The following is a 14,873-nucleotide window of genomic DNA, read 5'->3' as shown; positions in this document are numbered from 1 at the left end:
CTTTCACCCCGTTGCATTTAAAAATTTTTACCAAATCTTCTTTCTCTTCAGCTCATAAAGGAAGTAGCCAAAGATATAAAACATCAGCGAACCTGAACCGACAATACTGACCCAGATCAAAATATTGAATGCTTCGGCAGAAATGATCATTTGCGTGTCACCTCCTGTACAGCTCCGACCCGATATAGTTTTTCCCAGTCATAATTTGCAGGCTTCACTAAGCTGCCAATCCAGCAGACGAGGAATGAAATCCATCCACTGACAACGACACCCTGCAGTGACCCGATTGTATAATAGGCAATATATCCGCCGATTACAGCAAGGATTGCTGCCCAGAAGCTGACATCTGCATTCAGCTTTTTCCAGAACAGGCCATAAATGATCGGGAATACGAATGCTGCGTTGATAACGCCCAGGAAAATGAGCATCTGCAGCATAGTCAGGAATTTCGGTAAACTGATGAGAAGCGCTAGAACCCCAATGACAACTGTCAGCACCTTTGCCATCTTTAGCAGCTTTTTATTATCCGCATTTGGATTAATGGATTTATAAACATCATTTAAAATCAGCGAAACCAATGAATTAAGAATGGCCGCGATGGTAGAAGCTAGGGCAGACCATACTCCGACAAGAAAGACCCAGCTAACGAATTCACCACCATAGATTTCAGCAATATATGGCGCAACCTGGTTTACCTGCTCTGGAGCCTGATCAGTGCCGATTGCAACGAAAGCAAGGGTTGCTGTGGCAAGAGGGACAAAGAACCAGCCAATCCCGGCAAGCGAGAAGATGCTCATCAGTTTCTCTTTTCGAACCGCATATGCCCTTTGCCAGAAGGTGTTATCCATGAAAACTTCCCCAATGCCCATCATCGCTCCGGCGAACATGAATAAGATTCCAGACGGAAGCAGCAAATCAAGTTTTTCTGGTGCCAGCTTTTGGATTCCTTCATATATTGGTGCTACGCCAGTATTAAAGTACACAATCGGCGGAACGACAATAACCACAACGAATATCAGCATTACCTGGAAGAACGCGATTCCTGTGACAGACGAGAAACCTCCCATCGAAGCATAGATAATGACTATCAGGAAAGTCAGCACAACAGCCAGTTCATAAGGAATATGGAAGGTCTGCTCGAGCAGGAGTCCTCCCCCGATTCCCTGGGTCATCAGCAATCCGAAAATATAGATGAATACCATGAATAAAAAGAAATAATAGTTCTTTTTATCAAATCTGTTCTTGTAAAAGTCTCCAATTGTCTTTCCATTTGGAATGATGGCGTGAATCCTTTTTCCTAGCGGGGAGAAGGCAACCACAGCCACACCGCCCAAAAAAGAATAGGCAATTGCTCCGATAACCCCCATACCGTATGCCGCTTCAGGGGCTGCCATGATTGTGTTTCCAGTAATCCAGAAGGCAAGGAGAGAAGTAGTTCCAAAGGCGACGCCGAGCTTACCGTTCCCTGAAATATAATCATCAGCAGTGGAAACCTTTTTTGAAATGTACCAGCTTGATGCGATAAAAATTGCGCCCAACGCCAAGATAACTAGTATATTAACCGAAAAAGCGCTCATCTTGCCCTACCCCCTCCTTCTTGCTAGTGTATTCCATTTCCCCATAAAGACCGACCATTGGACCAAAAGTTGAAGCGATTACAATTAAAAACAATAAAATGCTTGCCGTAATCCAGAATGCCATCATCATTTCCCCTTTCAGTAATTTACTGATAATTATATAAAATTTTGAATTTTAATAATATGTCTAAAAAAGACAAAGAAACCAAACCAAATTTGTCTCATAATGATAAACCAGGCTTGTTAAGGTACTTATTAATTTTCAATGCTAGATAAAGTTCCAAACCCAATTCTCCAACCAAATCTTTGATTCCGAGAATGGTTTTGATTCTATTAATTCGGTATTTAACTGTATTTTCATGAAGAAACATTTTTTCGGCTGTTTTCCTAGTGCTTTGGCTATTGGCAAGGTAACACTCCAATGTTGTCGCAAGTTCAGTATTATGTTGGTTGTCATACTTAAGTATCTTTTCGAGGTCCATTTTCAAGAAGCTCTCAAGTTCTTTTTGATCCATACTGAGAAATAACCTGTACACTCCCAGCTCCTTATAGGTCAAAAATTTGACTCCTGGATGATCGACCTGTTTTATGTACTCCACGCACACGAATGAGTCCTGTAAAGAATAGTGAATTTCTGAAAAATCGATAAAACTCCTGCCTACTCCAGCTCGGAGTTGGAATCGTTCTTCTAAGCTCGATAAGAACTCACAAAGTATTTTATGGAAGTCTGCTTCAACAGTTTTCTCCCTGCAGGCAAATAAAATGGAATAACGATAGCCATCTTCGTAAACCAGCGTCAAATTCGGAAAAAGGTTCAGGTTCCGTTGAAGTTGTCGGGAAAAGTTTTGTTTCATCCCAAGGCCACCATCGTAGTCGAAACTGTCGGAAAGTAATTCCACTGTGATAAAAACATAAACATCGTTTTCCCGATATAAATTCATTTTTTTTAGAATGGCTATGCCGTTATCGGGATTTTTTAAAATGTCATTCATGATGGAGCGCTGATAACTAAACTTATTCGAGATATTCTGATTCAACGACTGAATTTCAAGTGCAAAAACTGTCGTTGCCTGCTCAATAGCAAAGATATCCAGGGAATCCAGCACTTCATCCTTTTCAGCTACCACAAGCAACACCCCGGACAGTTCCTTCTCAGTCATGATTGGAAAGAAGTAAACCTGATACTCTTCACCATCGATATAGACATCTCTATTAAGTGGCCGGTCACCGTTCCACATACCTTCGTCTTTAATGGAATGACTGATATCCTCAATTTTCTGATCTGTACAAGCAAGCAAATCGAAATATTCATTGGAAACGCCCACTGGTTTGTTGATTAATTCCGACAGCGTCTTAGTAATTTCCGCTATATCCTGATTGGACATATACACTTTTGTTAATTCCCGGTGAATATGGTTCGAGCGCTCATTTCGAGAAAGCAGTGTCGCATTTTCAATAGCTATTACAGCCTGGGTGGCGAATGTCTGAAGCAGCATAAGATTTTCCTGATTAAACCGGACATTTTCTGAAAAGCTATCAATCGTCAGCACGCCGGTGCACTTCCCCTCCGTAATCAAAGGGGCGCAAATCGTACTTGTCGGGATTCTGTGGTCTTTCCCAAGAGACTTTTGGTATAAATCCATGTTTCCAGGTGAGAGGTCGGACATCCCCTTATATGTATCAGTTCCAGAAGTAAACAACAACGGCTCCTTCAATACCAGCGTCTTACCGCTCATTCCTTCATTGGGCCTAAGCGCCACTTTTCCCATATATTCCATATTAAATCCAATAGCCGAAATCGCCTTAAGGAAATCTTTCTGGGGATCAAAAAGAAACAGTACACTTGCATCAGCCCAATCGAAAACACATAGAACCTCTTCAATAATCAGATGCAGTACCTCATTCAGGTCCCGGGTAGAAGTCAAAGCCTTCGTGGCATTAATCAAACTCATCAGTTGCTTCTCTGTATTCATTCAGATCCCGTCCCTTTTCGATGTTATTTAAAACCATCATATAAGGAAAACAAACTCCCGTCATCTGTGTTATACAGTTCTCACTCTTTTAAGTTCTAAAAAACCGCTGCTTAAAAAATATTATCCCTTACCACTAAACATAAATGTTTTTCTGGAATAATAATCACTGGTGTTAATTAAACAGGAGGACAAACTCATCTACTTCATTCAATATGTACAAAAAGGCTGGAAATCACGAAGACATGTTTACTATAATTTAGATAAATATGATCATAATATTGAGCGTTTATACCCGATTGGATCCTATTTGACCCAGAACTCCTGTGGACAGCTCAACGCATAACCCTTTCCTCCCCCTCCCTTACACTCGAGAAATTTCACATTTTATGTGAAGTATACTTCGTTCTCATTGTTCTCAAACAATTATGTAATTTTGGTAGAAGGGAATTTCCTCTTTGGATAACCACCAGCAAACTATTTTCATAGGAAAGACATTGCAAAGGCTGCGGAAAGAAGAGAAATTGAATCAGGAAGATTTAGCACACCCCAGCGGTTTAACAAGAGAATACATCTGAATGCTTGAACGGAATATATATAATCCAACTCTCTGGACGATACAACGTTTAGCAAAATCATTCGGCATGGAACTTCAAAGCAGCAAAAAAGATAGCCAGAACAAAGATTAATCAGACTTCAAGGAGGCAGCAAAATGAAGTACTTCATCCTATATATCTCCTACTCGCCCGACTTCACCCAGGAACTTTATATCAAAAGCAAGTCCATCGAGCATCTCCTTGAACGCATCGGCCGCTATACCCCCTGCTGCCTCGCCACAAGCCAAGACAACATCAACACAAACCAAACCCTATCCATCTACGCAAGAGAAATCATTCCCAGCCAACTTAGCATAAAGAAATCTCAATTCGCCACCATAAACGAAAACAAAAGCTACAGCACAAAGGATTTAGAGTAGAATGCCAATAAAAAATAACAAAAACCAGATCGGAACCTAATCCGATCTGGTTATAAACTTTAGATTTAAAATCCCCATGCCGCTACAAGCCCAGGACAAATAACCCCAGCAAAACTAAAACAACCCGCCCATGCAGCAAATATTTCGACCCCCGAATAGAACCTAGGAGCCGCCCCTTTATCCCATAGAAAAACCAATTCGCGACAATAAATGAAAATAAATCCTACAGCACAAAAGACTTAGAATAACCCGATCACAAAAAATCCACCAAGACACATTGTCCAGGCGGATTTTTGTTTATTCATTCTCACACAACCCAGCCACCTGACACCCACACCCCATGCCTTCATACCCCTTGAATATAACCACCATACCATACTAGTTGTAAAAAATGGTGGGACGAGGAACCTCGTCCCTATGTCCCTCGTGTTTGGCAAACGAGGGGATGGCCTTACTGTCCATAGCCAAATGTTTGCCGAAATCCGGTAATAGGTGCGTTATACCTTGGACAAGTCGCTCAAAGAGTTGATCCACCAACTCTTCATGGTCCATAAATGTTTTTAAAAAACGGGTGTATGCCGAGGACGTTGGAACTTGCCCTTCAAATCCACACATATCCCTTAACTGTCCATTACGCCCAAGTTCTCGACGTGATTTTTCAATAGTGTCGTGTTGGAACACAATTCCTGCCAATACCGAGTTCTACATGGCACAAACCGGATAGTCATCCCGACCCTGTCCACGTTTTTTTTCAAGTGTTGCCATCAGGTCTTCATCGGGCATATAGTCCAGTACCAGACCCAAACGCTCCAAATCCCCAAGTTCATCAAGTTCTTTCCAGAAAAACAGACTCATTTGTGATATAATAGCCACGCAGGAAACCTCCCAAGTCTTTAGATTGTTTTTGTCGTGATTAACTATCTATTCCACTTTGGTGCGGTTTTTCCTGCTTTTTAGTTGTTTGGGGTGGATTTTTTAACGATCCCGTATTTCTATGCTATTTCCTCTTGTTTTTACCCCTTTTGTGGGGGAAAGTTTTTTTATGCCCCTTCAGTAATCCTTATCTGATGCGGCTTTACGTACATCGAAAATAGCTCTACGGGACCCATGACCTTCATTATGTGTTTAATAACCTTTAATTTTTCAGCCTGTTCGGGTGTAATATATCCGTCAATGGCGAGCTCCAGTTCAGGTATTTTGGATAGACAACATTCAATGATTGCACAGCAATAAACGAGTGGTTGTTTATACAAAGATAAGCCTACATGTTCAAAGTCGCACTTATTTGTGCTTGGAAACGCAATCTGCACATATAAAAAGGCGGTTATTCCTCAACCGGAGCATCCCACTCCCCTCTATGACTATAGATTTGTCAAACTAACGCTCAAGCTAAACTTGTTTCATTGCGTTTTGTGCCTTGAGCGAAGCGAAAGGAATGGATATAAAAATGAAGCAAAAACAATTGAAAACCTTTTTGAAAGCGTTTATAATTATTAATATACAAAATATAGTATATTGTTCACGAGGTAGATGGTGATGTGGGAAAAATTATATTCTAAGAACGGATTAGCAGCCAAACATATTGCACAAGAATTAATCCAATTGGATATCGGGGTTAAGATTCCACGAGTATCGGATTACAGTGAAAAGTTGAATTTTGGCAGGGGAACCGTGCAGAGTGCCCTAAGTCTATTGGAGGAAATGAAGGCGATAAAGCTTGAAGCGAGGGGTCATTTAGGTACCTTCTTGATTAGAAAAGATAACGACCTCTTAAGTGAAATTGCGGGGATTTCTCCACTAGTAGGTTCTATGCCCTTGCCCTATTCAAGAAAATATGAAGGGTTAGCGACGGGAATTATTGAGGCATTTGAATCAAAAGGGAAAAAAATCTATTTAAGCTATATGCGTGGTGGCTTAAACCGGATCGAAACAGTTCGTACAAAGAGAAGTGATTTTGTAATTGTCTCTAAAATGACGGCAGAAAAGGTACTCTCTGATTACCCAAATCTTAAGATTATCAAAAGACTAGGAATGAATAGCTATGTTTCTGCCCATAAGATTTTCCTAGCCGACTCTAATGAAGAAGAAATTCGCGATGACATGAAGATTGGCGTTGATATGGACTCTTTGGACCAAAGGAATCTGACCTTTATGGAATTTGGTGGAAGAAATGTAGAATTTGTTAATGTCAATTACATGCAACTGTTTGAGATGCTTTTATCCAAGCAAATTGATGCTGCTGTCTGGAATCAAGATGATCGAAAAATGGATGGATCATTTAAAGCGATAGATTTTCAGTCACCACAAGCCAAGAAAATCTCGATGGATACTTCAGAGGCCGTCATTATTATTGATGGGGACAGAGAAAAAGAAATTTTGGAAAAATGGAATTCAGTGGAATTAGAAAAAATTCTAGAAATCCAAGCAAGTGTTGAAACGGGAGAGAGATTACCAAGCTATTAATTAATACAAGACCCCAAAAAAGAAAGGTCTGATCATCATGTTACAAAACGGGATCACGTATATGCATGAACATACAACAATTGATCTATCAGAATTGAAGTGTAATGAAGATTGTCAGTTAGATGTATTTTCAGAGACTGTTAGAGAGTATAAGAAGTTATACGAAAAAGGAGTTCGAAATATCGTCGATGTGACGAACTTCGGAATGGGGAGAAATATTCCCTTTGTACAAAAGGTAGCAGGGGAATCTGGAATCAATATTATTCATGCAACTGGTTTTTACCAAGAAAAATTTTATCCCATCCAGGTATTCCGCGAAACAAAGGAACAGCTGGCTGAGAGAATGGTAAAAGAAATTACCGTAGGCATTAAGGGTACAAATGTCAAAGCCGAGATCATCGGTGAAATCGGTACAAGTCACAATAAATGGACTGATGCAGAAAAGAAGGTGTTCGAAGCAGTCGTGATGGTCCATAAGGAAACGAACAAGCCGATTACAACACATACGAGTTTGGGGACTTTGGGACATGAACAGGTTGCGTTCTTTAAGGAAAACGGAGTTGATTTGAATCGAGTCATTATTGGTCATGTCGATTTAACTGGAGACTTCGATTATATTTTGAAGATCATAAAAGAAGGCGCTTACGTAGAATTTGACACGATTGGCAAAGAGAATTACATGCCAGACCAAGTTCGAGCTGATATTTTGAAAAAACTGCAAGACCTTGGGTTTATCGACCGCGTTCTTTTATCCATGGATATTACGCGCAAGTCACATCTAGAATACCTTGGTGGATTGGGCTATTCCTTCTTATTAGATAATTTTGTTCCACGTCTGCAACAGAGCGGAGTAACAGACGAATCCATCGAAAAAATGCTTGTGAAAAACCCAATGACTTTTATGAAAGGATAAGTGGAATATATGCAAACATATCCTTTAAATAGTATTTCCATTGAAGCAGCCCAGCAAAAACAATTTAGACTGGTGGACATCGTTACCAAACATTTTCGTGGAGAAGAACTGCTGCAGTTAGGTGATTTAGGTGTCGTGAAAGGAATTAATAAGCCTCGTACCACGAAAAAAGTAGAAGAAGTATTAGCCGAGTATTTTGGTGTAGAAAAGGCGATGTTAGTACGGGGAGCTGGCACAGGGGCATTACGTTTTGGATTTATGAGCTTCTTAAAGCATGGCGATAAGATTCTTGTACATGAGGCACCAATTTATCCGACAAGTAAGACGACATTAGAATATATGGGAGTTGTTACAATTCCGGTTGATTTCCATGATCAGAAAAAAGTGGTGGAAGTGATTAAAGAGAATCCAGAGCTTAAGGGAGCACTCGTTCAGCATACTCGACAAAAGATGGATGACCGTTATGACTTAGTAGAGATCATTGAAGTCATACGTTCTGCAAACCCTCAATTAACGATCGTCACAGATGATAATTATGCAGCGATGAAGGTTGAAAAAATAGGAACGGAAGCTGGAGCAGACTTAGCAACCTTTTCTTTATTTAAGTTGTTGGGTCCTGAAGGGATAGGACTCATATTAGGAAAAGCAGCCTTAATTAACAGCATAGAGAAATTGAATTATTCAGGTGGAAGTCAAGTACAGGGTTATGAAGCAATGGAGGCATTACGAGGGCTCATTTATGCGCCTGTGATGCTTGCAATTCAAGCAAAAGTCAATGACCAGCTCATACGTTTTTTGAATAATGGGAAAGTTGAAGGTGTGAAACAAGCTTTTCTTGCCAATGCTCAATCTAAAGTGTTGCTGGTAGAGCTTGATGAGCCGATTGCAGAGGAAGTATTACAGCATGCAAACGAATTAGGAGCAGCTCCAAATCCAGTAGGTGCCGAATCCAAATATGAATTTGCTCCTATGTTCTATCGAGTTTCAGGCACATTCCTGGCAGCGGACCCTTCCTTAGCGAAAAAAATGATCCGCATTAATCCATTTAGAAGTGGTGTTGATACGATTATCCGAATACTCGAAACGTCGATTCAACGGGCGATAGAAAATCGTTCATAGAATACTATTATTGGAGGCAATGAAATGGCAAGAAGAGTAATAGTCTTAATATTAGATAGCTTAGGTGTCGGCTATATGGAAGATGCAATGGATTATCATCCGCAAGATGTGGGAGCCAATACCTTTTCGCATATATTAACAGAAGTTCCCTCATTAAAGATACCTACATTCGAGCGTCTCGGTATTAATAAAATATTGAATCATCCAAACTTGGAGAATACAAATCCTATTGCGAGCTTCGGTGTTTGCAAGTTAATGCATCAAGGTGCAGATAGTTTTGAAGGGCATAATGAAATCATGGGCACGAAGCCAAGAAAGGCTTATTTGGCGCCATTTATAGAGAATATGGATGAAGTAAAAATGGCACTTGAAAGGGAAGGCTATAAGGTAACCATTCCAAAACCAGAAATCCCTTATTTGTTAGTGAATGATTTGGTGATTGTCGCTGATAACATTGAGACTGATTATGGACAAATATATAATGTCAGTGCTCCTCTAGACTTTATTTCATTTGAAGAGGTTTTAAAAATCGGTCAATGTGTGAGAGATCATGTAAAGGTGAACAGAGTAATTGCCCTAGGTGGAGAAAATGTGACTCCAGAGCATTTGCAGGATTCCGTGGAAAGACGGGAAGATGGACTTGTAGGCGTGAATTCTCCAAAATCAAATGTGTATAAACAAGGGTATCAGGTGCGTCATTTGGGATATGGAATTTCTCCTGAGCATCAGCTTCCTACTCTTGCGATCCATGCAGGATTCGAAGTTTCCCTTGTTGGAAAGATGCAGGACGTCATCCATTGTGATGGGGCACATAAATATCCAGGAGTGGACACTGATCAAGTCATGCGTGATATTTTAAACGAAATGGATCGTGTTGGGCATGGAGTGATCGCTGCGACAGTACAAGAAACAGACTTAGCAGGTCATGCGCAAAATCCAATCCGATATGCAGATCGAATCGAAGTCGTTGAAAGTTATTTGCCAGCACTTCTAGATAAGATGACAGAAGAAGACCTTCTAATCATGAGTGCGGATCATGGCAACGATCCAACGATTGGTCATAATCAGCATACGCGAGAAAAAACGTATTTATTGGCTTACCATAAACAGCTTAAGTCGGTTTGTGTAGGAGAAAGAGAGACGCTATCCGATATCGCTGCCACTGCGGCAGAGTATCTTGGAATATCGAATATAGAGAATGGAACTTCGTTTCTCTCATTAATGCAACAACAAGATAGGAGTGAGTGAGATGTTTTTAGAAGTAACCCAAAAGTACAATCCTAAATTAATACAATACGCAATGGAACTTCATCAAAATGGCTCAATCACACCAAACACATATGTTGTCGATCTGGACACGATAAGAAGAAATAGTGAACTTCTGTCTTTAGAAGCCAAAAAACAGAATATTGAACTATTCTTTATGACCAAACAGTTTGGGCGAAATCCGCTAGTTTCTAAAGCGATTGTCGAAGCTGGAATTGAAAAAGCGGTCGCAGTTGATCCGTGGGAGGCATTATCGTTAAGTAAACATGGCATTAAAATTGGACATGTTGGACATTTAGTTCAAATTCCGAAAAACATGATTCCTCAAATTTTGCAATTGAATCCAGAGTTTGTGACGGTCTTTAGTTATGAAAATGCCAAGAATCTTAGTAAAGCCTCTGTAAGATTGAATAAAAGGCAAAAGGTTTTTTTACGAATTGCTAACGATAAAGACTTTTTCTTTAATGGTCAAGAGGGTGGTTTCGGAATAGAACAATTGGAACAACAAATCGAAGAGCTGGAAAAATTAGCTGGAATTGAAATTGCCGGACTGACTAGCTTTCCTTGTGTATTGATCCAAGATGAGACAGCAAAGGTTACGCCGAATGTAAAATCGATGCATGAAGCAAAAGCATTGCTTGAAGAAAGAGGATATCGAAAGCTAGAAATAAATATGCCGAGCGCAACTTCAACGGAAACAATGAAACTTCTAAAAGATAATGGAGCCACGCAAGGCGAGCCCGGTCATGCTTTAACAGGAACAACACCAATTCATGCCGTAAAGGACTTAGCTGAGAAACCTGCGATGATCTATGTCACCGAAGTATCTCATTTTTATCAAAACAGGGCGTATGTATTTGGAGGAGGTTTTTATCCACGTTCACAAATGAAAGGTGCATTAGTGGGGACAAACAAGAATAATCTTAAACATGTACCAATTTTACAAAATGACCCATGCAATATTGATTACTATGGCACATTAGAAACAAACGACGTCAAGATTGGGGATTCAGTTATTTACGCTTTCCGGACGCAAGTTTTTGTCACGAATGCACAGGTAGCTGTCGTACAGAATTTATCTTCCAATCCGGAGCTTCTTGGAATTTATGATTCAAAAGGCAATGAGATAGGTTAACCCTATGAGTCATTTGAAAATTCAAAAGATTTCATTGAAAAACAAAAATGTAAACGCTATAATTACAATATACAATATACTGTATAAGACAAACTATCAGATTGCGAGTGAAGCTTTATGTCAGACTTAATCAACAAAGTGAAGCTTGCTGGAAGAGAATTAGGAAGATCTGTCGTTGATCTCAATCCCAACATTACTGAAGAGATGAAAGGCAAAAATATTAAGCCTTTATATTTCGGGATTAAAGATACAAATCAAATTCCAGCAGCCATGATTGAGAGACTTCGCTCAGATAAACGTTTTGTTTGGCTCACAGTAGATAAAGCTTCTAATCGAGGACGTGCGTTAGATACCGACCTAATAAATCCGGTAACCTATCGAGTCATGACAGGGTCATCGAGTGGAGGACCGATCAATATCATCAAGGGGATTACGGACTTTGCGATCGGAACAGACGGGGGAGGATCAGTTTTGGCACCAGCCATGAGTTGTCAGCTGCCCTCCATGATTGGTGCGGGTGTAGGAACTCTCGTGAAAAATAGTAAGAAGTCAACGGATGGCCAATTATTCACAGGAAGTGTCGGAGTGATTGGCAAAAGCATTCACATGATAAAAACAGTGATGGAATGCCTAATGGATGAACGTTTTTCAAACGACGCATTTAGAAAAATAAAAATTGTTATTCCAAAAAAGGGAACGGTCATCTGTCCAGATGGACGAGATATGCATGAAAAGGTGATGTACTATCTTTCGAAAATAGATGGATATACGATCGAAGAAGTTGACATGACGGGAATTGAAAATAGAAAAACGGGAATGGCTGTTATCGAAGAATCATTTGAGAAAGAGAACGTAGATCTAATCGTTACTTGTGAAGGACCGGTTGATGTGTATGGTTATGGTGAAACGATTCCACAATTCTTCGGCACACCAGGAATGGAGATTACTAAAAATCATGGGAAATTTCTAATCAGGTCAGCCAACATGTGCCAAACAACAGCCTTAACGATACCCGTAGAAACACTTGCCAGTGGGTTGGTAGTGATTGGTAAGAAAGGGATCGACTCTGCTATTCAAGCCATTAAGTTGGCAGAAAAGCTCGAAAAGGTGATTGAAATGCCAGAGGTTTGGAAGAACTATTTCATTCAAGAATCCCAATTTACAGGATTAGAGTTGAAGGAGATAAATGCATTTCATCATAAAACGAGGGAGGATGCTCTATGAAACTAGAAGAATATATCGAGAGATTGAGGATCCTATTAGAGCAAGAAGTGATTACAACTAAATCTTATGAAGTAGCACTTGAAGCCTACAATGAGCTGCTCAAAGTTTTAAATAAAACAGAGGTTACCCAAGCAGAGATGTTATTCACCCATTTGCCAATGGCGCTGACGCGGATTAACAATGAATACATAGTGGAGGGTCCAGTCAAAGAGATTGTTGATGAAATTATGAATTCTAAACACTTTGCTATTGCGAAATCTCAAGTAGATATCATCGAAGAGAATTGGGGAAATGTATTGCCACAAGGAGAGAAGGATTTCCTATATTTACACTATACAACGGTTCTAGATTTGAATCTTTAAGGGGGAAAATCAAATGAAAATTGTAGTTGGCGGACAGGTAGAGAAGAAGAAAATTCAAGATTTAATTAATGAAATCGACCCATCGATTGAAACAGTTGTGAAATCGGATTTAGATGCAGCAATGGTTATGAAGACTGGGCAAGCAGACTATTATTTTGGTGCTTGTCACACAGGAGGCGGTGGTGCATTGGCCATGGCAATCGCGCTTATCGGTAGAGATAAGTGTGAAACAGTATCCATGCCAGGGAAAAAGCCAAATGAAGAAAAAGTAATCGACAAAGCAGGAAAGAAAGCATTTGGTTTTACAGGCGATCATGCCGAAACAGCAGTACCAATGATTGTAAAAGCAATTAAATCAAATTCTTAATGAGGTAGGGGGTCAAAAAGAATGGAAACATTATTCGTCATTTTGATTGGGATCGTAGCCGCTGTCTTGTCAAACAGAAATATTGCGGTATTTAACGATGGGTTACGCCCAATTGTATCTGAACACATCGAAGGAAGATTAAAACGTAGAGAATTAGGATTAACAGCGTTTGCGATGAGTTTTGGTCTCGTTATTGGATTCGGGATTCCTTTTACATTGTCAGCCAGCATTATTTTAATTCATAGTATTCTATTAGGAACCGATATCATTGGCTTAGCTACACCAAAGAATAAATGGGGAACCCCAGTAGCCGCAGTCATTGGTGGTTTGTATGGATGGGGATTGATTGCAGGATTAGAGGGCTTTGTTAAGTTATTCGAGCATTTACCACTCAATTTCTTAGATCCTCTTGGTCAAGTGGGAACTCCAGTAGTCGTTACATTTATGGCATTCCCAGCATTAGCAGTTGCGATGCAATTTAGTATTAAGAAAGGTATTTTAACCTTTGTTGTATCTGCTTTAGTGAGACAATTGGCTGTATGGGCAAACACAAGTGCGTTTATTAAAATCGGTGGAAACGCTGTTTCTCTGAACCAAGAAGGTATGGCTTTAATCGTTGGAATGATTTTCTTATTCACTTATGCTATTAAGGAAAAGCAAGAAGGTGCCTCTATTGATTTGGCATCCGTGTTTAGTGACAAGGTTCTCTCCATTAAGAAAAATGTAGTCTTCTTTATGGTGATTGGTGGCCTTATTGCAGGTGCAACAAATCTTTTATTAATGGCAGGTGACCCAATTTCACTAAACTTACTTGCTGAAGGTAAGCAAACCGACGCTGGTATTGCAGCAGGTGCAAGGGCAATTGGTTTTATCCCATTAGTCGCTAGCACTGCCATTGCAACAGGTGTATATAGTCCAGTTGGATTTACGCTCATCTTTGTTGTAGGTCTATTCTCACCAAACGTATGGTTAGCTGTCCTAACCGGAGCTGCTGTCATTTTCGGTGAAGTCATGTTGTTAAGCTATATTGCTAGATTCTTAGATAAATTCCCAGGTGTAAGAAACTCTGGAGAAAATATTCGTAATGCCATGACTAAATTGCTTGAAGTCGCACTATTAATCGGTGGGGCAAATGCTTCAAATACGATTGCTCCTGGTTTTGGGTTCTTCTTCATTGCAGGATTCTATCTGATAAATGAAGTAGCAGGACGCCCAATCGTTCGTATGGCTGTTGGCCCATTAGGTGCCATCGCTGTAGGCATTATTGCCAATATCTTAGTGGCATTAGGAATCATGGTCATTCCAGAATAAGAGTTATCTTTTAAAAGAGGGCTTTGCATTTGTGTAAAAACAAGTGTAGGACTCTCTTTTTCACAGTAAATTATTACTCTGCACCATTTACACAACTATATAGACGGAACTAAAGATTTTATAGTTTTAGACATAGGCGATTAACAATTTTCATAGGTTCTTTATTGATTTGTGTAATGAAGGTCTGGAC

Annotated in this window: 16 protein-coding genes; 10 read left to right on the top strand and 6 right to left on the bottom strand. The window is 39.9% G+C overall.

Annotated features, from left to right (window positions below; translation table 11 throughout):
* Positions 1 to 27: 27 nt before the first annotated feature.
* The 4 genes from J2S25_RS17100 to J2S25_RS17085 form a co-directional block, all read right to left on the bottom strand.
* Complete coding sequence (locus tag J2S25_RS17100) at positions 28 to 150, bottom strand: hypothetical protein (RefSeq protein ID WP_277813874.1); 123 nt, start codon at positions 148 to 150, stop codon at positions 28 to 30.
* Complete coding sequence (locus J2S25_RS17095; protein ID WP_044391586.1) at positions 147 to 1,577, bottom strand: sodium:solute symporter family transporter; 1,431 nt, start codon at positions 1,575 to 1,577, stop codon at positions 147 to 149. The genes J2S25_RS17100 and J2S25_RS17095 overlap by 4 nt, the downstream gene beginning before the upstream one ends.
* The gene (locus J2S25_RS17090; RefSeq protein WP_157841610.1) at positions 1,558 to 1,707 is read right to left on the bottom strand and encodes a hypothetical protein; all 150 of its coding nucleotides are present in this window, start codon (positions 1,705 to 1,707) and stop codon (positions 1,558 to 1,560) included. Before J2S25_RS17090 ends, J2S25_RS17095 begins: the two co-directional genes overlap by 20 nt.
* A gap of 91 nt (positions 1,708 to 1,798) precedes the next feature.
* On the bottom strand, positions 1,799 to 3,550 hold the full coding sequence (locus J2S25_RS17085; RefSeq protein WP_044391587.1) for a helix-turn-helix domain-containing protein: 1,752 nt from the start codon (positions 3,548 to 3,550) through the stop codon (positions 1,799 to 1,801).
* Positions 3,551 to 4,259: 709 nt separating this feature from the next.
* Here J2S25_RS17085 and J2S25_RS17080 point away from each other — a divergent pair.
* Positions 4,260 to 4,523, top strand: coding sequence for a hypothetical protein (locus tag J2S25_RS17080; protein ID WP_128721490.1), 264 nt, complete (start codon positions 4,260 to 4,262; stop codon positions 4,521 to 4,523).
* Positions 4,524 to 5,225: 702 nt separating this feature from the next.
* Here J2S25_RS17080 and J2S25_RS17070 read toward each other — a convergent pair.
* Both J2S25_RS17070 and J2S25_RS17065 read right to left on the bottom strand, forming a co-directional pair.
* Positions 5,226 to 5,396, bottom strand: a complete 171-nt coding sequence (locus tag J2S25_RS17070) for a hypothetical protein (protein WP_241768417.1) — start codon at positions 5,394 to 5,396, stop codon at positions 5,226 to 5,228.
* 167 nt (positions 5,397 to 5,563) lie between these two features.
* A complete protein-coding gene (locus J2S25_RS17065; protein ID WP_044391589.1) occupies positions 5,564 to 5,776 on the bottom strand; it encodes a hypothetical protein in 213 nt (70 codons plus the stop codon).
* 283 nt (positions 5,777 to 6,059) lie between these two features.
* Here J2S25_RS17065 and yhfZ point away from each other — a divergent pair, with 283 nt between their 5' ends.
* The 9 genes from yhfZ to J2S25_RS17020 all read left to right on the top strand — a co-directional run bounded on the left by yhfZ (position 6,060) and on the right by J2S25_RS17020 (position 14,683).
* Positions 6,060 to 6,986: a GntR family transcriptional regulator YhfZ gene (yhfZ, locus tag J2S25_RS17060; RefSeq protein ID WP_044391590.1), complete on the top strand. Its 927-nt coding sequence runs from the start codon at positions 6,060 to 6,062 to the stop codon at positions 6,984 to 6,986.
* Between the two features lie 28 nt (positions 6,987 to 7,014).
* Entirely contained in the window at positions 7,015 to 7,899 is an 885-nt protein-coding gene (locus J2S25_RS17055) for a phosphotriesterase family protein (protein ID WP_500684436.1), read from the top strand.
* Positions 7,900 to 7,908: 9 nt separating this feature from the next.
* Positions 7,909 to 9,018 (top strand): aminotransferase class V-fold PLP-dependent enzyme, encoded by a 1,110-nt coding sequence (locus J2S25_RS17050; RefSeq protein WP_044391593.1) that lies wholly within the window; start codon positions 7,909 to 7,911, stop codon positions 9,016 to 9,018.
* A 24-nt stretch (positions 9,019 to 9,042) separates the two neighbouring features.
* Complete coding sequence (locus J2S25_RS17045) at positions 9,043 to 10,266, top strand: phosphopentomutase (protein WP_044391595.1); 1,224 nt, start codon at positions 9,043 to 9,045, stop codon at positions 10,264 to 10,266.
* Position 10,267: 1 nt separating this feature from the next.
* Entirely contained in the window at positions 10,268 to 11,419 is a 1,152-nt protein-coding gene (locus tag J2S25_RS17040) for a YhfX family PLP-dependent enzyme (protein WP_044391597.1), read from the top strand.
* A gap of 117 nt (positions 11,420 to 11,536) precedes the next feature.
* The gene (locus J2S25_RS17035; protein ID WP_052806950.1) at positions 11,537 to 12,643 is read left to right on the top strand and encodes an amidase family protein; all 1,107 of its coding nucleotides are present in this window, start codon (positions 11,537 to 11,539) and stop codon (positions 12,641 to 12,643) included.
* On the top strand, positions 12,640 to 13,005 hold the full coding sequence (locus J2S25_RS17030; RefSeq protein ID WP_044391599.1) for a PRD domain-containing protein: 366 nt from the start codon (positions 12,640 to 12,642) through the stop codon (positions 13,003 to 13,005). Before J2S25_RS17035 ends, J2S25_RS17030 begins: the two co-directional genes overlap by 4 nt.
* A 13-nt stretch (positions 13,006 to 13,018) precedes the next feature.
* Positions 13,019 to 13,372, top strand: a complete 354-nt coding sequence (locus tag J2S25_RS17025) for a DUF2620 domain-containing protein (protein WP_307192493.1) — start codon at positions 13,019 to 13,021, stop codon at positions 13,370 to 13,372.
* 21 nt (positions 13,373 to 13,393) lie between these two features.
* Positions 13,394 to 14,683, top strand: coding sequence for a YhfT family protein (locus J2S25_RS17020; RefSeq protein ID WP_044391603.1), 1,290 nt, complete (start codon positions 13,394 to 13,396; stop codon positions 14,681 to 14,683).
* The last annotated feature ends 190 nt before the right edge of the window (positions 14,684 to 14,873 follow it).

Source organism: Mesobacillus stamsii, assembly GCF_030814065.1.
Lineage (GTDB): Bacteria > Bacillota > Bacilli > Bacillales > Cytobacillaceae > Mesobacillus > Mesobacillus stamsii.
This window is presented reverse-complemented; position numbering and strand designations above follow the sequence as displayed.